This is a genomic window from Roseibium sp. ROS1, assembly GCF_054658215.1.
Genome location: NZ_BAAGIG010000002.1, coordinates 172,464 through 190,635, shown reverse-complemented (window position 1 = coordinate 190,635; position 18,172 = coordinate 172,464). Strand labels below are relative to the sequence as shown.

At 56.6% G+C, this 18,172-nt stretch carries 21 protein-coding genes and 1 pseudogene; 5 read left to right on the top strand and 17 right to left on the bottom strand.

Annotation, left to right across the window (positions count from 1 at the left end):
* Positions 1 to 69 precede the first annotated feature (69 nt).
* Positions 70 to 795, bottom strand: coding sequence for a tRNA (5-methylaminomethyl-2-thiouridine)(34)-methyltransferase MnmD (gene mnmD, locus ACYQ6M_RS09100; protein WP_460073399.1), 726 nt, complete (start codon positions 793 to 795; stop codon positions 70 to 72).
* A gap of 104 nt (positions 796 to 899) precedes the next feature.
* Between mnmD and ACYQ6M_RS09095 the strand changes: the two genes are divergently transcribed.
* Both ACYQ6M_RS09095 and ACYQ6M_RS09090 read left to right on the top strand, forming a co-directional pair.
* On the top strand, positions 900 to 2,060 hold the full coding sequence (locus ACYQ6M_RS09095) for an NAD(P)/FAD-dependent oxidoreductase (protein ID WP_460073397.1): 1,161 nt from the start codon (positions 900 to 902) through the stop codon (positions 2,058 to 2,060).
* A gap of 571 nt (positions 2,061 to 2,631) precedes the next feature.
* The gene (locus tag ACYQ6M_RS09090) at positions 2,632 to 3,117 is read left to right on the top strand and encodes a YbaK/EbsC family protein (RefSeq protein ID WP_209168749.1); all 486 of its coding nucleotides are present in this window, start codon (positions 2,632 to 2,634) and stop codon (positions 3,115 to 3,117) included.
* A gap of 42 nt (positions 3,118 to 3,159) precedes the next feature.
* Here ACYQ6M_RS09090 and ACYQ6M_RS09085 read toward each other — a convergent pair whose 3' ends face one another.
* The 4 genes from ACYQ6M_RS09085 to cysQ all read right to left on the bottom strand — a co-directional run bounded on the left by ACYQ6M_RS09085 (position 3,160) and on the right by cysQ (position 8,326).
* Complete coding sequence (locus ACYQ6M_RS09085; RefSeq protein ID WP_460073395.1) at positions 3,160 to 4,173, bottom strand: NAD-dependent epimerase/dehydratase family protein; 1,014 nt, start codon at positions 4,171 to 4,173, stop codon at positions 3,160 to 3,162.
* A 363-nt stretch (positions 4,174 to 4,536) separates the two neighbouring features.
* Positions 4,537 to 6,471 (bottom strand): sulfate adenylyltransferase subunit CysN, encoded by a 1,935-nt coding sequence (gene cysN, locus ACYQ6M_RS09080; protein WP_055658637.1) that lies wholly within the window; start codon positions 6,469 to 6,471, stop codon positions 4,537 to 4,539.
* A 1-nt stretch (position 6,472) separates the two neighbouring features.
* Positions 6,473 to 7,402: a sulfate adenylyltransferase subunit CysD gene (gene cysD / locus ACYQ6M_RS09075; RefSeq protein ID WP_082444691.1), complete on the bottom strand. Its 930-nt coding sequence runs from the start codon at positions 7,400 to 7,402 to the stop codon at positions 6,473 to 6,475.
* 81 nt (positions 7,403 to 7,483) lie between these two features.
* Positions 7,484 to 8,326 carry a 3'(2'),5'-bisphosphate nucleotidase CysQ gene (gene cysQ / locus ACYQ6M_RS09070; RefSeq protein WP_152507173.1) on the bottom strand — a complete coding sequence of 281 codons (843 nt, stop codon included), beginning with the start codon at positions 8,324 to 8,326 and terminating at the stop codon, positions 7,484 to 7,486.
* A 305-nt stretch (positions 8,327 to 8,631) separates the two neighbouring features.
* Here cysQ and ACYQ6M_RS09065 point away from each other — a divergent pair, with 305 nt between their 5' ends.
* Both ACYQ6M_RS09065 and ACYQ6M_RS09060 read left to right on the top strand, forming a co-directional pair.
* Positions 8,632 to 9,141, top strand: coding sequence for a PilZ domain-containing protein (locus ACYQ6M_RS09065; RefSeq protein WP_460073392.1), 510 nt, complete (start codon positions 8,632 to 8,634; stop codon positions 9,139 to 9,141).
* Between the two features lie 207 nt (positions 9,142 to 9,348).
* Positions 9,349 to 9,882 carry a DUF1993 domain-containing protein gene (locus ACYQ6M_RS09060; RefSeq protein WP_460073390.1) on the top strand — a complete coding sequence of 178 codons (534 nt, stop codon included), beginning with the start codon at positions 9,349 to 9,351 and terminating at the stop codon, positions 9,880 to 9,882.
* A 163-nt stretch (positions 9,883 to 10,045) separates the two neighbouring features.
* Here ACYQ6M_RS09060 and ACYQ6M_RS09055 read toward each other — a convergent pair whose 3' ends face one another.
* Complete coding sequence (locus ACYQ6M_RS09055) at positions 10,046 to 10,642, bottom strand: glutathione S-transferase family protein (protein WP_077290420.1); 597 nt, start codon at positions 10,640 to 10,642, stop codon at positions 10,046 to 10,048.
* A 93-nt stretch (positions 10,643 to 10,735) separates the two neighbouring features.
* On the opposite strand from ACYQ6M_RS09055, the gene ACYQ6M_RS09050 reads away from it, so the two are divergent.
* Positions 10,736 to 11,434: a helix-turn-helix transcriptional regulator gene (locus tag ACYQ6M_RS09050; RefSeq protein ID WP_460073388.1), complete on the top strand. Its 699-nt coding sequence runs from the start codon at positions 10,736 to 10,738 to the stop codon at positions 11,432 to 11,434.
* A gap of 191 nt (positions 11,435 to 11,625) precedes the next feature.
* Here the strand turns inward: ACYQ6M_RS09050 and ACYQ6M_RS09045 are convergent, their stop codons facing one another.
* The 11 genes and pseudogenes from ACYQ6M_RS09045 to ACYQ6M_RS08995 all read right to left on the bottom strand — a co-directional run bounded on the left by ACYQ6M_RS09045 (position 11,626) and on the right by ACYQ6M_RS08995 (position 18,104).
* Positions 11,626 to 12,036 (bottom strand): hypothetical protein, encoded by a 411-nt coding sequence (locus tag ACYQ6M_RS09045; protein ID WP_460073386.1) that lies wholly within the window; start codon positions 12,034 to 12,036, stop codon positions 11,626 to 11,628.
* Positions 11,999 to 12,316, bottom strand: a pseudogene (locus ACYQ6M_RS09040) (hypothetical protein); the annotation flags it as partial. The pseudogene ACYQ6M_RS09040 and the gene ACYQ6M_RS09045, both read right to left, overlap by 38 nt.
* A 76-nt stretch (positions 12,317 to 12,392) precedes the next feature.
* Positions 12,393 to 12,911 carry an SMI1/KNR4 family protein gene (locus tag ACYQ6M_RS09035; protein WP_460073384.1) on the bottom strand — a complete coding sequence of 173 codons (519 nt, stop codon included), beginning with the start codon at positions 12,909 to 12,911 and terminating at the stop codon, positions 12,393 to 12,395.
* Between the two features lie 197 nt (positions 12,912 to 13,108).
* Entirely contained in the window at positions 13,109 to 13,552 is a 444-nt protein-coding gene (locus tag ACYQ6M_RS09030) for an SMI1/KNR4 family protein (protein ID WP_330558587.1), read from the bottom strand.
* 9 nt (positions 13,553 to 13,561) lie between these two features.
* Complete coding sequence (locus ACYQ6M_RS09025; protein ID WP_460073382.1) at positions 13,562 to 14,254, bottom strand: HNH/ENDO VII family nuclease; 693 nt, start codon at positions 14,252 to 14,254, stop codon at positions 13,562 to 13,564.
* A gap of 44 nt (positions 14,255 to 14,298) precedes the next feature.
* Entirely contained in the window at positions 14,299 to 14,541 is a 243-nt protein-coding gene (locus tag ACYQ6M_RS09020; protein ID WP_460073381.1) for a hypothetical protein, read from the bottom strand.
* The gene (locus ACYQ6M_RS09015) at positions 14,542 to 15,807 is read right to left on the bottom strand and encodes a hypothetical protein (protein ID WP_460073379.1); all 1,266 of its coding nucleotides are present in this window, start codon (positions 15,805 to 15,807) and stop codon (positions 14,542 to 14,544) included.
* A 289-nt stretch (positions 15,808 to 16,096) separates the two neighbouring features.
* A complete protein-coding gene (locus ACYQ6M_RS09010; protein WP_460073377.1) occupies positions 16,097 to 16,519 on the bottom strand; it encodes a hypothetical protein in 423 nt (140 codons plus the stop codon).
* 175 nt (positions 16,520 to 16,694) lie between these two features.
* A complete protein-coding gene (locus ACYQ6M_RS09005; RefSeq protein WP_460073375.1) occupies positions 16,695 to 17,081 on the bottom strand; it encodes a hypothetical protein in 387 nt (128 codons plus the stop codon).
* A gap of 37 nt (positions 17,082 to 17,118) precedes the next feature.
* Positions 17,119 to 17,481: a hypothetical protein gene (locus ACYQ6M_RS09000; protein ID WP_460073373.1), complete on the bottom strand. Its 363-nt coding sequence runs from the start codon at positions 17,479 to 17,481 to the stop codon at positions 17,119 to 17,121.
* 101 nt (positions 17,482 to 17,582) lie between these two features.
* On the bottom strand, positions 17,583 to 18,104 hold the full coding sequence (locus tag ACYQ6M_RS08995) for a hypothetical protein (protein WP_460073372.1): 522 nt from the start codon (positions 18,102 to 18,104) through the stop codon (positions 17,583 to 17,585).
* Positions 18,105 to 18,172 lie beyond the last annotated feature (68 nt).

Here is an 18,172-nt window from a genome sequence, read left to right as displayed (position 1 = left end):
AACAGGATGCCAATTGAAGTTGCGCTAATCGCGATTTATTTGAATTAAAAAAGGAGGCAATCGCCCACCTCAAGGCTTTCGCCCTTTCACCATTTCGCGTTTGCCGGCGAAGCCTTCAGCCTTTTCAATCTCGAACCCGGCAGCCTGAAGATTGCGGCGAACCCAGCCGGCAGCCGTGTAAGTTGCCAGTGTTCCGCCATGGGCCGTCAGGTCAGCCGCCACCTTCAGAAGGTCCGCGTCCCAGAGCTCCGGATTGCGAGCCGGACTGAAACCGTCGAGAAACCAGGCATCGATGGGGGCAATTGCCGGTTCTCCTCCCTCGCCTTCACCTGCCATTCCGGCGTTCAGCTCACCGATCAGCTCACGCGCATCGCCAATGCCGATCTGGAGGTTGGCTCCGGCAATTTTCAGGCTGTTCCAACCCGGCTCAGGCGACCAGGCCTGCAGCAGCTCTTCTGCCAGCGGGGCCAGTTCGGGAAAGGCCGCGAGGGACCGTGCCAGTTGCTCTCCCGACATCGGGAACAGTTCGAAGGTCAGGAAGGTCAGGTCCGGCCGATTGGTCCTTTCCTGCCATGCCGCAAGGGTGGTGAGGAAATTGAGGCCTGTCCCGAAGCCGAACTCTGCAATGGTGAAACGCTCGCAGCCATCGAAGCGGCCAGGCAAGCCGTTTCCTTGCAGAAACACATGACGCGTTTCCGCAAGCCCCCCGGCCTTGGAAAAATACGTGTCGTTGAAGCCTTCAGCCCGGGGCACATCGCCCTGCAGCCATTCCAGATCCGGTGCCTTGATCGACATGATCTTGAGGTTTCCTTCGGGGCGCACCCATCAGCCTTTGCCATTTGCAACGCGTTCTCATAAGAGAGCCGGCAGGATCAATCAATCTCAAAGGACCCCGCCCCATGGCAGCAACCGACGCCGAAACTTTCGATGTTGCCATTGCCGGAGCCGGTATTTTCGGTCTCGCTGTTGCCCGGGCAGCGATCGAGGCCGGACTGAAGGTGGTAGTTCTGGAGAAAAGCCACGTCGGCGCCGGGTCCAGTGGAGGTGTGCTGGGGGCGTTGATGCCGCACATGCCGGCACGCTGGAACCCCAAGAAGGAATTCCAGTTCCAGGCCCTGCTGTGTCTGGAAGACCGCATCCGCCAACTGGAAAGCCAAACAGGGCTTTCCTGCGGCTATCACCGCTGTGGACGCATCCTGCCGCTGACGACAACCGACAAGCTGGAGCACCATCTGGAGCGGGCGGAAGAAAGCAAGCTGCGCTGGCAACCTCAGGAAACCGGCTTTTCCTATGTGGTTGAACCTGCCGGAAGCCGGTCTGACTGGCTGGACGCGAATGCCGCTCCCTTCGGCATCGTCTATGAAACCCTTGCCGCGCGGATCTCCCCGAGGGCTTATCTGGCAAGCCTTGCCAGCTTCGTCCGTCAGAACGGCAGCTTGCGGGAAGGCGTTGAAGCGGTCGGTTATGAGGATGCAACACAGACCGTCCTGCTCGCCGACGGGCAGACCTCGATTCAGACTCGGCAATTCGTCGTTTCAGGAGGATTTGCGGCTTTCGACCTGATCGAAACGCTGACCGGCGAACGCATCGGACGTGGAGAGAAAGGCCAGGCCCTTGTGCTGGAGGGCAAGGGACTGGAAGACAGGCCAGCGATCTATTGCGACGGGCTTTACGTCGTGCCGCATGACGACGGTACCGTCGCCATTGGCAGCACATCCGACCGGGAATTCGAAGACGCCGCCCCCTCTCCAGTCCGTTCAGCCGAACTGCTGGAACGCGCCACCGCCTTTTGTCCGCTATTGAAGGGCCGAGAGGTTCATTCCGACTGGGCCGGCATCCGGCCCCGCAATCACAGGCGAGACCCGCTAGCTGGAAAACTGCCTGGCTTTGACACCGCCTTCGCGGCAACAGGCGGCTTCAAGATTTCCTTCGGCATTGCACATCTGATAGCGGAGGCCCTGGTGGCGGAGATGACTGGCAGAGAGCCTGTTGTTCCTCTGCCAGAGACATTCCGCCCGGCACACCACTTCGGCAGCGGCAGACTGGACGCAGATCGCTAAAGGAACTCACGTTCACGCAATCGCCGACCGCAGAAGCCGACGGCGCGCATGCAATGAAAGGTTGTATATGCGATTGCAGGTGATGAGACTTGACCGCGAACTTGACGCGGTTCGTTCAATCACAATCGGTTTACGCACCTGCTGCCTAGATGGCAGCAACCACCGCGTAAAGACCGTAAAGGCTGAGCGAAATCGTCCCCCAGAACAGGAGATTTTTCGCCACCAAAAATGGCAAATTCATAGACCCACCCTGATGAGCTGCATAGTCAGCCTGCTTCCTCCTCTCCACCCCAGAGGATTCAACTTCGGTTCCGGCTGTAGCTGCTCTCGCCATTTCGGCAATCCTTGAACGACTTAACCAATGGCCATCTGGAACCCATTTCCATCGGCCACACACAGTACCGTTTACGTCGTAAATGGTTAAAACCCGTTTAAGATTAACATGAATCTTTTCTTAATTTACAGCACAATGAAATTGTTGATATGCACAAATTATGGCCCGGCCCGCGCAGCTCTTGCGCGTCCCTCCCTGCCGGTCTTGTTTGATCCGACCTGAAGGAAGCCCTGCAGCATGAGCCTTGACAGCGTACGCAACCACCTTGCCAGTGCCGCCCCCGAACTTGAAGTCATCGTGACGGAAGACAGCAGTGCCACGGTCGACCTTGCCGCCAAGGCACATGGGGTCGAGCCCGGTCAGATTGCCAAGACGCTGTCGTTTCAGCTCAAGGACAAGATCTTTCTGGTGGTTGCCCGCGGCGATGCCCGCATGGACAACAAGAAGGCGAAAGCAACCTTTGGTGGCAAGGTGAAGATGCTGGGCCTTGATGAAGTGGAAACGCTGACGGGACACCCCGTCGGCGGCGTATGCCCTTTCGGCCTTGCCCAGCCGTTGCCTGTCTACTGTGATGTCTCTCTGAAGGAATATGACGTGGTCATTCCCGCCGCCGGCGCGACCAATGCCGCTGTCAGGATACCGCCGGAGCGCATGGCGGAAATCACCGGTGCGGAATGGGTGGATGTCTGCCAGCCGCCGCAGGATGCGTCGCAGCAGGCATAAGAGCCACATGAAGCCAGACATTCGCCCGATGTCTGCCAGGCGTTACGCCCGGTAATAGTCCCGGTACCATTCGACGAACCTGGCAACGCCTTCCTGCACTGTGGTCTTCGGGCGGTACCCCGTGAGGCTTTGCAGCAGATCCGCATTGGCCCATGTCGCCGGAACATCTCCGGCCTGGATAGGCATGAGATTGCGTTCGGCGGTCCGGCCCGTAGCTGCCTCAATGGCTTCGATGAACTCAGTCAGCTGAACGCAGGTCGAATTGCCGATGTTGACCACTCGCCAGGGAGCAACCGGTGAAAGGCTGTCGCCATCCTTCACTCCTTCTCCCTCGGCCGGGCGAACAGGCACTGCGTCCATCAGCAGCCGGATGCCTTCGACGAGATCTTCCACATAGGTGAAGTCCCGTTTCATGTCGCCGTAGTTATAGACGTCGATCGGCTTGCCTTCGAGGATCGCCTTGGTGAACTTGAAGAGAGCCATGTCGGGCCGTCCCCAGGGACCGTAGACGGTGAAGAAACGGAACATCGTCACCGGAAGGTCGTAGAGATGGGCATAGGAATGCGCCATCGACTCTGTTGCTTTCTTGGTCGCCGCGTAGAACGACATCTGGTGGTCAGCCTTATCGGTCTCCGCATAGGGCATTTCGGTGTTGGCGCCATAGGCGGACGACGTGGACGCCAGCAGCATGTGTTCCGGCGGAAAGGCCCTGGCTGCCTCGAGCAGCTCGAACGTTCCGCAGATATTGCTTTCCAGGTAGGAGCGCGGTGCTTCGATGGAATAGCGGACACCCGCCTGCGCTGCCAGATGAATGACAAAATCCGGCCGCTCCGTACGAAACAGGGACATCAGCAGGTCCGGCGCCTCAACGCGGTCGTTCACCGGCTTGAAATGCTCGTTCTGCATCAGCATCTGCTGCCGGCGTTCCTTCAGGCGGACATCATAGTAATCCGTCATGGCATCGAGGCCGATCACCCGAAAGCCGTCCTTCAGCAGTCGGGTACATAGGTAAAAGCCGATAAACCCGGCAGAGCCGGTCACCAGAACGGTTTTCATGATTTGCCCAAAGCCTTTCGATCAAAAATTCATTTTACAAAACGCGTAAGTAGGTCAGCCAAGTTATTAAAAGGCTTCGAAGGTTCGGGCAATGGCGAAGTCTGTCCGAACCCTCTTGGCCTCCTGGAACCGCGACACTTACAGACGCCACAACACCTAGTACAAAATGAATTACCGCGGCGTGACACGCCCACAGAGCTTCTGAAAAACGACCGGTTCCCAAACGAAATTCCAGCTCGTCTGGCCGGAAAATCGCATCGGTCCCACAAACGAAAAAGCCACCCGCGTCCTTGCAACGCGGATGGCTGTCTTTCAGATACCAGGGCACGTTATCAGCCTGGCAAGGTCACTTTCGGCCTCTTGTCAGATGCCGCCGCCGTCGGCGGAGAAGCTGTTCAGGAACCCGCGCTTGCGCAGATACTCAACGATCTCCTCGGCAACTTCTTCCGGTTCCCGGCCGACGTTGCGAATATGAAGTTCCGGATTTTCCGGCGCTTCATAGGGGCTGTCGATACCGGTGAAGTTTTTGATCTCGCCCCGGTCGGCCTTGGCATAAAGGCCCTTCGGGTCGCGTTTGCGGCATTCCTCGATGGGCGTATCGACAAAGACCTCGATGAACTCACCGTCTTCCAGGAGATCGCGCGCCATCTGCCGCTCCGAGCGGAACGGCGAGATGAAGGATACCAGCGTGATCATGCCCGCATCCGCAAAGAGCTTGGCCACCTCGCCGACACGGCGGATGTTTTCCACCCGGTCGGCATCGGTAAAGCCCAGGTCCTTGTTGAGGCCGTGGCGGACGTTGTCGCCGTCGAGCGTATAGGTGTGACGCCCGTCGACATGCAGTTTCTTTTCGACGATCGACGCGATGGTCGACTTGCCGGACCCGGAGAGGCCGGTGAACCAAAGGACTGCCGGCTTCTGACCGAGTTTTTCAGACCGGGCGTTCTTGTCGACGTCGAGGGCCTGCCAGTGAATGTTGCTTGCCCGGCGCAGTGCGAACCAGACCATGCCCGCACCAACCGTCGAGTTGCTCATCCGGTCGATGAGGATGAAGGAACCGGTTGTGTGGTTGGCCTCATAGGGATCGAACGGCACCGCGGAGGACAGTGAGAAATTGCAGAACGCGATTTCATTCAATGCCAGCGTCTTGCCGGCCACATGCTCGAACGTATTGACGTTGATCTTGTGCTTGATTTCGGAGACCGTCGCCGTCACCGTGCGAGTGCCGATCTTCAGGAGATAGGGCCTGCCCGGCAGCAACGGCTCGTCCGACATCCAGATGACATGGGCGGCAAACTGGTCGGCAACATCCGGGCGATGTGCGGTCGAGGTCAGAAGATCGCCGCGGGAGATGTCGATTTCATCTTCCAGCGAAATGGTGACTGCCTCGCCCGCCCGGGCGGAGCTGACTTCACCGCTTGCGCCGATGATCGACTTCACCCTGGACTGCTTTGCCGGACCGGCAACCACCAGTTCGTCGCCAACCGACACCTGGCCGCTGGCGACCGTACCGGAATAGCCGCGGAAATCGAGGTTGGGCCGGTTGACCCACTGCACCGGGAAGCGGAACGGGGCTTCCAGCACATGCTCGCCCACCTGAACCGTCTCCAGGTGCTCCAGCAGGGTCGGTCCGGAATACCAGTCCATCTTGTCGCTGCGCCCGGTGACGTTGTCGCCATAGCGCGCCGACATCGGAATTGCCTGCAGGGTTTCGAAATCGAAGCCGTTGGCAAAAACCTCGAATTCCTTGCGGATTTCCTCAAATCGTTCCTGGGAATAGCCGACAAGGTCGATCTTGTTGATGGCCAGCACAACGTGGCGGATGCCCAGCAGCGACGCGATGAACGCGTGGCGACGGGTCTGGACCATCAGGCCGTTGCGGGCATCAACCAGCAGCACGGCAAGGTCGGCGGTGGAAGCGCCGGTGGCCATGTTGCGGGTGTATTGTTCGTGGCCCGGGGTATCGGCAACGATGAACTTGCGCTTTTCGGTCGCAAAGAACCGGTAGGCAACGTCGATGGTGATGCCCTGCTCGCGCTCGGCCTCAAGACCGTCGACAAGCAGCGCCAGATCGATGTCCTCTCCCACGGTTCCATGTTTTCTGGAATCGCGTTCCAGCGCGGCCAACTGGTCTTCGAAGATCAGCTTGGTGTCGTAAAGCAGGCGGCCGATCAGGGTCGACTTGCCATCGTCAACGGAACCGCAGGTCAGGAAGCGGAGCTGGTCCTTGCTTTCCTGTGCCAGGATATATTCGGTGACGGCTGTCTCTGCAGCTTCCTGAATGTTCTCGATCGTCATCTTAGAAATATCCTTCCCGCTTCTTCTTCTCCATCGACGCGCTTTCATCCTTGTCGATGAGGCGGCCCTGGCGTTCGGATGTACGGGCAATCAGCATTTCGCGGACAATGGCGGGCAGCGTGTCGGCATCCGATTCAATGGCGCCGGTCAGCGGGTAGCAGCCGAGCGTGCGGAAGCGGACCATCTTTTCCTCGATCTCTTCGCCGGGCTGCAGTTTCATGCGGCCGTCGTCGACCATGATCAGCATGCCGTCGCGGTTCACGACCGGGCGCTTTGCTGCGAAATAGAGCGGCACCATCGGGATGTCTTCCGTCAGGATGTACTGCCAGATATCCAGCTCGGTCCAGTTGGACAGCGGAAACGCACGGATGCTCTCGCCCTTTGCCACACGGGCATTGTAGAGGTTCCACAGTTCCGGCCGCTGGTTCTTGGGGTCCCAGCCGTGATTGGAATTGCGGAAGGAGAAGACGCGCTCCTTGGCGCGCGACTTTTCCTCGTCCCGGCGCGCGCCGCCGAAGGCGGCATCGAAGCCGTATTTGTTCAGCGCCTGTTTCAGCGCCTCGGTCTTCATAATGTGCGTATGAACCGAGGAGCCGTGGGAAAACGGGCCGATATTCTTTTCAAGCCCTTCCGGGTTGGTATGGACGATCAGGTCCATGCCGAGACGCGCGGCGGTCTCGTCACGGAAGGTGATCATGTCCCGGAATTTCCAGGTCGTATCCACATGCAGCAACGGAAACGGCGGCTTGGACGGATAGAATGCCTTCATCGCCAGGTGCAGCATGACGCCGGAGTCCTTGCCGATGGAATAGAGCATCACCGGATTGGAGAATTCGGCCGCGACTTCGCGGATGATGTGGATGCTTTCTGCTTCCAGCCGCTTCAGATTGCTGAGGCGCTCGGGCGAGATCCCGTGAGATTGCATGTTCATGTTCGCTTTTCCGTTTGGCCGGCGAACCGGCCGTATCAATCGTTCGGCACGGGCCAACCGCCCGCGCAATTTTGCAAATCGTCAGGCAGCGGGCGCGACATCCCGCAGGAGGTTCCTGCATCCGGCTGCCAGAAAAAACGGGTTCCGCAAGTCGTCCTTGCGGGCGTTTTCCGGCACCCGGTAGACAAAGTCCTCGCCGGTTGAAGCCAGAACGACCGCCCCGCCGGCGGCGCGCACAACAGCATCGCCGGCGGCAATGTCCCATTGCATCGTGGGCGCAAGACGGGGATAGAAATCGGCCCGGCCGGCCGCCACCCAGCACAGCTTCAGCGACGAGCCGACGTTAAGCTGCTCGGCGACACTCAGCCGTGAAATCAGGGCAGAGGTTTCTTCCGAAAGATGAGAGCGGCTGGCGAGCACGCTGATGCCGTCCACCGGCGGCGTGCGAACGGAGATTGGCGCAACATCGCTGATGCCACCGTTCGCGATGGTTCCCTTGAAGGCCCTGGTTTCGGTTTTGCCGTTGTCCCGGATTTCCCCGCCCCAATAGATCTCTTCGAGGGCTGGTGCGGAAACCACGCCGAACACCGGGCGGCCATCCTCGATCAGGGCGATGTTGACGGTGAACTCGCCGTTCTTCTTCAGGAATTCCTTGGTACCGTCGAGCGGGTCGACCAGGAAGTACCGCGCCCCTGCCGCAGGCAGCTTGCCAGCTTCGACCGCTTCTTCGGCCACCACCGGAATGTCGGGGAACTTTTCCGCAAGGCCCGCGAGAATGATTTCCTCGGCTGCCGCGTCGGCCTTGGTCACCGGAGACCCGTCGACCTTGTTCTCGACCTCGAAAGGTTCCGCGTAGATTTTGAGGATTTCCTCTCCGGCCCTCAGGGCCAGCAGGTTCAAGAAAGATATCTGGTCTTCAGTCATTGATGCCTCAATTCGCGCCGGGAAATATTGCCCCCCGCGCTGTCCGCCCGCGTGGCTGTCCCGTAAATAGAAAGGTACAGTGTATCAATTCAAGGAATGGTGTTCCACGTTTTCGCCTGAATACAAAAAGCTCAGGTTTCTCTGACCGTCGCAAGGGAGCTTTTGTTGCTCCCAACATGGTCCTATGCCGGGCTTTACCTGACCGATCCATACGTGGATTCACCGATTGGCAAGGGCTTTGCGCCTAAACTTACCCCAAATGGGGGTTAAAGTGCCCTTGGACACCATGAGAATGCGAGAAACCCATGTCGGACGCCAAACCATTTCCGCACACACCCGCGGATGAGAGCGCCAGCGAACAGATGCCGCGGGAGCGGCGGGCACGCGTGTTCAAGAAAGGCAAGATGGTCTTTCAAAACGGGCTGAGATCCATTCCCTGCATGGTGCGCAACATCTCCGAAGGCGGCGCTTTGCTGGAATTCGAGCAGGCCTACATGCTGCCCAAGGAATTCGACCTTCATATCGACCTGGAAGACTATGAAGTCACCTGCGAACGCCGCTGGGAGGAAGGCCTTCGCTGCGGCGTCCAGTTCATCGGCGAGAAACGGCATGTTGCTGCTCAGCGCGCGCAGGTGCTGAAAAGCTCCGAAGAAGCGCTGAGAAGCGAACTCGACGAGCGCCGCGACAGCCCGGACAACTTTTTCCAGCGCCGCCACCAGGACGAACCGCATACCGACGAGCGCACCTCCGTGCGCCGCAACCGGCAGGACGCAAGTGCCGGCGCCGGCAAGCCGACCTTCGGCAAGAGACGCTGATACTCTGCGCGCGGCGAAATACTTCAGATACCCTTTCTCTTCGCGGTGCTCGACAGACAGCCAGCAAGTGCACCCTGCCGCCCAAGGCAGAATGCCGGCTTCCACGCGAGCCTCTAAATTCCTGGATATGATCCGCCTCCGCGTCGTACCCTTTGAAGATCACGCCAAGGCGTGTTTCGAACCAGGATCATGACCAGGAAACAGCCCGTGGCGACCACCCTCTACGACATGAGCGTGCCAACCTTCCTGCAAACGGCACGCGCCGTCAGCGGGTTTCTTCAAAAGGCGGCAACTCATTGCCAGCAGACAGGCACCGATCCGGACGACTTCGCGACCGCGCGGCTTTATCCGGACATGGCTCAGTTCTGGTTTCAGATCGAGTGCGTCGACAATTTTTCCGTCTGGGGCCTGGAAGCAATGAGAACGGGTGCCTTCACCCCTCCGCCGCTTGTCGGACCAGCCCCATATGCGGCTCTGCAGGACCGGATCGCGCAGACAGTGACACGTTTGCAGGCCTATACGCCTGCCGAGGTAAACGACTGGTCGAGCCGGCCTCTCGACCTTGATCTGGTTCACATCAGCCCCGCGCCGATGCCCCTGACATCGGAGACGTTTCTCCTGTCCTTCCTGCTGCCGAACTTTCATTTCCACGCCGTCACCGCCTACGACATCCTGCGCACGCGCGGCGTGCCGATCGGCAAGCGCGACTATGAAGGCCAGTTGCGGACGAGGCCGGACTGACGGCCCTCACCCTCACCGGCAGAAACGGACGGGCTCGCCAACTGGAAAGCCGCGCAGGCAATTCATCCCGTTTCAGGGCCGTTTTCATGACACCTGCGCAAACAGATATGGCCCACCGGGCAAAACCCGGCAGGCCATATCGTCAGCGGAGGTTCAAAACCTCTCAGGCCGCCTGGCGCTCACGCTCCAGCGTCCGCACGGTGGCCGGGCGTTCGCTGCACCGCTTCACCCAGTCACGGATCGCCTCGTTGTCTGGCAACATGTCCGGCAGCCACAGGAACGGACCGCTGCACAACAGGTCGACGGCGGAATAGGTTTCGCCCAGCAGGTAAGGCTGCTTTTCCAGCGTTTCCGCCAGCCGCGCGACCATCGTGTCGAAATCGCGCAGGCTCGCCTCCACGGCCGGATGCGTAAACTGGGCGAATTTCAGGATGATGACCGGCTCCATCACACCCTGATAGTAGAACAGCCAGGACAGATATTCCCCGCGCCCCGGCTGGCCTTCGATCGGCCCAAGCCCGGCTTCGGGAAACTTGTCGGTAAGATAAAGCATGATCGCGCCGCGCTCGCGGATCCCCTCGGCACCATCCACCAGGTAGGGCACCTTCTTTTCCGGGTGCGGGTTGGATGCATCCGGCCCGCCCGAGCCATCCTGCCGGCGAACCGTCACTTCCTTCACCTCGACGTCGGCGCCCAGCTCTTCGATCAGGGTCACGATCGCCGAAGACCGGCTGTTGGGAGAATGGTAAAGCGTCATCATGGGAAAGCTCCTTTTCTTTGTGATGCCAAAGGTATAGCTTCCCCCTGCTGACAATTTACGGCAGGAGCAAAAATGGCCCGCATGGACAGGCTGATGCGCCTGATGGATACCCTCAGGCGCCTTCCCCAACCGGTCACCGCCGCGCGCCTTTCCGAAGAGACCGGCGTTTCCCTGCGCCAGCTCTACCGCGACATCGCGACCTTGCGTGCGGGCGGCGCCCTGATCGACGGGGCCGCAGGCGTCGGCTACACCTTGACGGAAGATCCCGTGCTGCCGCCGCAGAGTTTCTCCCGGCTGGAAATCGAGGCGCTGATGCTGGCGCAAAGCGGGCTGGACCAGATCGGCGACGAGACACTGAAAAAGGCCGGCCGCAACGCCATGGCCCGCATCATCGCCACCCTGCCCGACCGGCAGGCGCGCCAGGCCATGCACACGGTGATGCGCAGCTGGCGGCAGCCGGACAAGCGCCCGCCGGTGACAGTGGATCTCGACCTGTTGCGCGAGGCCTGCTGGGAGGAGTTCAGCCTGGTCATCACCTACCGCGACCTGCAGGAGCGAACCACCACAAGGGAAATCTGGCCGATGGGCCTGTCCTATAGCGAAACCTCGCTGCTACTGCTCGCCCATTGCCGCCTCCGGCAAGACTATCGCCACTTCCACGTCAGCCGGATCGCCTCCCTGGCGCCCGGCACCGAAAGCTTCCGCCCCAACCGGGTGGGCCTGCTCCGCGACTACATCCAGCAACGGGGATATGACCGGAACAGATCACCTCAGCGCGGTGAAGTTGGGTAAAGTGCGAATTTGAAACGGGCTAACCTCAAAACGGGGAAATTTCGGAGAAGCGGGTCACTTCCGCTCCTTCTCCCAGCCGGGTTCCTAGCGCGGAAAACTCCAGTCAAAAACGATCCAGTTTTGGGGGATCAGAGCAGTGTTACGAAAAGCAGCGCGCTAAGGGTTCGGATCAGGTGGCGGAGGAGATGCCTCTACAATATTCTCTCACCGGTCCCAACGAAAACCCCGAATTGCGGTAATGTTAACACCCACGGCTCATCCAGATCCGTTGAAAAAATTTCTAGATCCTTTCCGCCTTCCAACCGAAAAACCAAATCAATAGGTCTGTCTGGTGATTGGAAATCGAGTCCGACGACAGTGCTTCCATTTAGGATTGAAGAAACTCCTAGAGATTGGTCATCTAAGCATCCTAGGAAGATGCCCTTGCCATCAAATATCCGCCAAACCGATTGCGTACTAAAACTCCAGCTTTCGCCGGAGATTACTAAAGTTGTTTCATCCCAAGATGAAAATGAAATACGGAGCGGAAGCTCAATATTTACCGCTGATAAAAAGGATCGCATATCAATCATCCTGCACAATATGAGTGCTTTCGCGAACATATTTCTTTCGCTCAGCGCGTGTCATACCTGACGGCGGTTGAGGCGGTTTGCCTGTAGTGGGATCAACCGGTTGTCCGTTCGCATTTTCGAATGATGCGCGTTCTGGACTACGGCTATCGGCTTGCATTACTCGAACTCGGGTACCGTCCGGTAAAGTATACTTTGTACTCACTGACCTGCGACCCGAGCTTCTGCCGGTTTGGCGCGCGCCCTTCAGGGCAAGGTCCCGGCCGGTTTCGACCGACACGTTGCCGCCCGCCGTGACATCCGTATTGGTTTGATAGGTCTCCGCGTGCTCATAGGGGCACTTTTAGCTCGGGCTCAGGTCAGCAGTCTGTTTTACTGATTCAATCCCTTCAGACTTCGTAGTCGCCCACATGGTCAAGATAGAATGTTGTGTCCTGGTAAAGTTGCAAAACAAACTCGTTGAATGAGTTTGAAACGGGTTTTTTGTCATATGGGGCATAGACCGCGTTAGGGTTAGCTGAATGTGGTCTAAGGACAAAATAGCTGTAACTCCCCATATCAAAGAAAGGGAGTTCTCCGTCGGCGACAAGCTCAGCATCGTATTGAAAGCTCACGTCTTCACGGAGCCAGAGTTCACTCAGGCGTCGCAAGTCCACAAATATATTCAGATAGTCGGTCTGTAGGACCCCTTTGCGACTTCGTACCAGATGGCCACTCCCAACTTTGGCATAAAAACGTCTGAGTTCATGCGGTATCATGATCCCCATGCGTTTTTCAGCATCTGCAAGTTCAGCTTCTTCTATCTTCCAGAATTCATTTTTTTGGGCGTTGCCACGATGGTCATCCGGTACTCGAAACTGATTTAGTTCAGAGAAAATTTTGTCGACTTCCTTGATACTTAACGACATCGTTATGGTGATCCAATCATCTGCATCAAGTTCTTGAAAGCACTCCCAGTCCCATGGATGTCACCTTGATGCTGATCTGGGAACCTCGCAGGCGCAATTACTATTGTATGGGACCACTTCACCCATACGACGATCACTACGAATCGTTCGTACATCGGATAGATTCAATGCATCAAAGTCTGCGACAGGTGGAATGATCAGAGTTGGATACGTCCCTCGGATAAATCAACAAAGAAAGTAAACAAATCAGACGATATCGCTCGTTCAACGCCCGGCCCTATAGCTAATATTTTCGTTCTAGGTGACGCTTTCGTATCGAGGAAAAAATAGATACCAGTGCCGTCATCCGAAATCGGGATATATGCTGGGTTCTCAGCCCCAGCTTGTCCCCAATCCCTGAACTGCTTTGTCACCTTTGTCACGTCTTGCCAGAGTGGCGGATCGTTTTTTTCAAAGCCAGGCAAGCCATAGATTTCAACACCTCCGATCAAGCCGGAACCAAATCTTTGCAAAAAATCTCTGTATTGTTCCGGAAATCTGACACCTAGGTCTGCTTCTGCTGCTGCAACCGCAGCCTCCGGGACAGGCCCGTAGACCTCACCACCCGCACACATTTCTTCGAACTTCCGGTTATAACTCATGAATTTTCCTCATTCAGCAAGTTGCCCTGAGTTGATAAATCCTTGATATCGCTGTTGCCAGTATGACTGCGAATAGTTCGGTTGCCTGATCGGGCCTCCCAGCCCCGGAATATGGAGCGGCCCCCCAGTCGAATGATTGTAGCGGTTTTGAGACCGAGTAACCTCAATCATCTGACCGGTTTCGCGTCCGACATGGTGCAGTTGAAGTGGTTCCCAATCGCCATTCGCGTTACGGACGAAGGGTGCCTGCCCATTGCGCATCCTAGTTACGTTTTGCTGGCTAAGCTCGATATCTGAACGCTGAACAACCAGTTCACCACGGTGGCGAGTTACACCTGTCCAAGTAGTGCTCTCACCAAATGTTGCTTCAGCATTGCGAAGGAACTGGGCCTCATCAACATTTCGGGCTTGAATTCCGCTGAACCGTCCGCTTCCTCCCTTTGTGGCAATAGAGGAACGCAAAAGCGTGTAGAGCGACCCAGTGGTTTCCACGCCATCCAATGCGCGCAGATCGCCGGCTTGCGCGAGCGTATTGCCGGTAGACGTGAGATTTCTGCTGGTTGTCGGTGGTGCTTGGGCCGTGTTCGTGAGATTAGGCGACTGAGTGCCTTGCTGATGCGACACGGCGGGGTAGCTGACCTGCGACCAATCACTAGGCGTGGCAACCGCCGCAACCGATCCGAATGCCGCGAAAAGCAGCATCAGAAATGTTCGTATCAGGCAACGGAGCAAGGGCATTTCCGCAGCTACGAAGGTTCTTGATCCGACTTTTTAGTTAGGCGCATCTCAGCGTCCACCTCGCCATTGATCGCCTTTTGAACAGCCTGCTTCCACTCGTGCCAATACGCAGGGTCCATCGGTTTTCCATCGCTGGCGAGACACATCGCCCCAAGCATCGCGCCAATCTCGTCTGACTTTGTGCGATGGTAGTAGTCTTCGAGGAATGAAAACATCGCCAAGTACGACTGTTTTTCGTCCATTTTCACCATCTATTGCAACCCTACCCCTTCAACCCATTGTTTCGGAGGATTGTTAACGCCGCCGTTCTGAATGACACCATTTCGGGTATAGACCCAGACCTGTGATCCATCTGCTTGCGTGATTGTATGAACTTCGTTCCCGAATCTATCTGTACCATGCAAGTTCGACGGATTGTTGCTCGTATCGACCAACAACTGCCTGTTTTGAGGAGTATCTGGCAGATGGCCCGAACGATCTCCAAAGACGTGCCCAAGCTGTGAAGGATTGTCCGGCAGTCCGTTGGTTACCCTATTTGGAGCCTTTGTTTTTCCAACAAACTTCGGAGCGAGAGCGAGTCTTACTGTGGTGAAGCTGGTTCCCGGCCCACCGACCGCAGATGCGTCGCTTACATAAGAAATGACTGCCGGATCCCCCACATCCAGCGGATTGGCAAAGAATAAGTCACCTGTAACTGTATTCTTATAGAGGAAACGACCATTGCCGTCTGTCGTTACAAGGTCTTCGCCATCTTCTCCGTAGCCTGTTACATACGGGCCGTTTGACATGGCCGCGATTGCGCCCATTGCCCTGACCGGCGCCGTGAGGTTCCCGTTGCGGAGCAGATCCGCCCAACGACCGGCATCCTCCGGGTTGGCGATCATAGTGCCGAGATAGATCTCAAGGCATTGACGTGTCTCTTCGTCGCTCAGGTTAATGACATACCCATTGGATGTCGTAACAGAGCAAGTTCCTTGTGCGTAGGCAGGTGAAACGAACAATTGCCAGAGATTAAAGCCATGCTGAGGGTTGCAACCAGCAAGCTGTGTCAGGATCGCTTCGTCCGAAAGGTGTCCCGCACGTTTGGCTTGGGCCAAGTCTTTTATACCTGGGTTTTCATCTCCCATCCTTTCCATGACACTGGAAACGATTGAAGAAGCTGCGTGCCCAACCAGTTTGACGGCTTTGAAAGCGTCCCTGACACTCGTATCACTCACATAAAGCTCAAACCCTTCCTGCTTCTGCGAGGTCACTTCCACCACCGCGTCCGGGTCGCGGTTGAGGTTGGAAAGTTGGGTTTCGGTGGCGGTGGTGTCTTCCGCCGCCTCCAGCTCCGCTTCGGTGCGCAGGGCTTCCGCGCGGGCCGTGTCGCCTTCGGCATCTGCCGCGTCGACCTCGGCTTCCAGGTCGGCGGCCTTGATGCCGTCGCCATCGCCGTCGCGCACGGTGATCTCGCCCTCGCCAATGGTGGCGCGGGCAACGCCCTCGGTTTCGGAGTTGGAATAGGCCCCTTCCACCGTGATGCCCGGTTTGGACTTGCCTTCCGGATTGGAACCTATGCTGACGCCGACCGAACCGGAAACCTGCCGGCCCTTGCGGTGAAGGTCGATATCCGCCGTTTCCAGACGCTCGGTTTCAAGGGTCAGGTCGCCGGAGCGAGAGGCGATTACCCCGCCGGTGAAGTACCAGACATGCCCTCAAAATGGGATTGGAGTATTAGCGGTGGGCAAGACCTTCGCCGCGCCGCGGCGAAGCAACTAGACATATATCACGGACGCCTCGGTGCGCCATCGTCATGGAAGGATATCAATCGGAAGGGAAAAGCGAATTTACTCGTTTTATTGTTGGCAAATTCCGGCAGAGTACCTCAAACCAATCATTTTGCGTCAACACCGCTACATGCGTTACTTCATTATGAGCAAAAATACCACAGCTTTGCCTATGAAACCATTCGAGAAAATCTGATCCGGTTACTAGTACAATAGGTCCAACTGGCTGTTTCTTTTCATCGTAAGTCCAAGACATCGACAAAAAGCTTCCCTCATCCATGCTCCTCTGAGCTAAGGGAGCATGCCCGAAATTGATTTCAAATATTTCCTTCCCACGCGAAGAAAACTCCGTAACATAGATGCGATATCCTTTGTCATCATAGTGCAATGCACAAAACTCCAGGCGCTCTGGCAGCAAATATTTTGTAGGAAATGGGCTGTGAATACGCATCTTAGTCAATACCTTATCTTAGTTACACCGTCTGGATACTGAATCTCCAACGTAGGTTGACTAACAAATCCCGGTCGATTTTCACTGCTATCAGAACGAACGACTACCTTCGTTCCATCTGGTAGCTTACCCACGCGCCCCAAACCTCCATTCGGCATTTTGATATCCCTGACATCACTCAGACCTAGCGAGTCAAAATCAGCGTTTGCCTGATCAACCCTCCAGCCTTTTGAATCTGAGTTGTCGGTCCGTCCTTGCTTGGCAAACGTTTACTGCCAGCGAAAACATTGTCCGCCGACTTATTTGTGGCAATTGAGGAACGCAAAGGCGCACAGACCACCCCTGTGGTTTCTGCGCCATTTGATGCGCGCAGGTCATCGGCTTGCGCAAAGACAATGCCTGTAGCCATCACATTTGCACTGGTGTGCGGCGGCGCGCGGGCGGCGTTCGTCAGAATGACCGGCAGCACGCAAAATTCCTGCGCCTCAACTGGATAAGTGACCCGTGCCCAATCTCCCGACGCGGCGAAGGCTGCAACCGTCCCAAATGCTACGAAGAGCCGTACGCTCAAGGCTCGGATCAAGACCCGGAGGATAGACATTAAATAGCTACCACAAGTCTACTCTGGAGCATGAGAATTCGACCCGATCACCGCTTTGCAAGTCGGCCGGAATATCGGCATCGACTTCAACAATAATTCCACCCACACAAAAAGTTTTTCTTTCACAATCATTAAGAACAGCACAAAAATCATGTGCCAATCCTTTGTTGTGGCGCTCTATTTTTAGAGGAGAGGAGACGGTTCGTATAAACCCCCTCGCATCTAGCAGGTGTAGCGGCTCGTCCAGCCTATCACCAACGCTATAGGTGTACGGCTGGCAAAATGTAGCCACATAAAATCCTTTACCTGAAACAATTACCACTGCTTCTCTTGAAGATTTGTCTAGCCATTCTTCTTGAGAAATTATCATTTTGTAATCCCCAAACTTGGCGCCTTTTTAGCCAGCTCACTAGCCGTCTTGATATGAAATGTGGTGAGGTTGCCCGTCGATCTATCCAAGCCTGAAAAGGCTTATTTTGCACTACCTTGTCCGCCGATCAGTTTAACAAACCCATTTAGCTCTGGAACATAGGTGCCAGTTTGGATCGTATGATGTGCATCGTCCAAGTAGTTCTTCATATTGTAAGACGTCTTTCCAAACGCATTCATCATTTCGGAACCGTGTTTATCAAAATGCTCAACCGCTCCGTCACCCTTGAAAAACCGATATTTGTCACGGTCAAATCCCTTGAGGAAATCATCTCCCCCCTTTGTGGCAAACTTCTGCTTCTTGGTTTTGACCTTGACACCCGGAATTGCACCGAGTGCTGCAAGCATGAAGATATCTCGGACGCTTGTTCCGTATTCGCGTAGGCGCTGATCTTTTTGTTCCAGGGTTAGATCGTCGTTCCCGAGAACAGCGCGGACATTTGCATCCATCGCTGCGCGGTCAGCATAGGCCAGAACGCCTTCTGCGCGTCCGAAAACTTCGATGCCTTCATCGCTTCCGCTCCTTCTCCCAGCCAGGATCCTAGCGCGGAAAACTCCAGTCAAAAACGATCCAGTTTTGGGGGATCAGAGCAGTGTTACGAAAAGCAGCGCGCTAAGAGTTCGGATCAGAG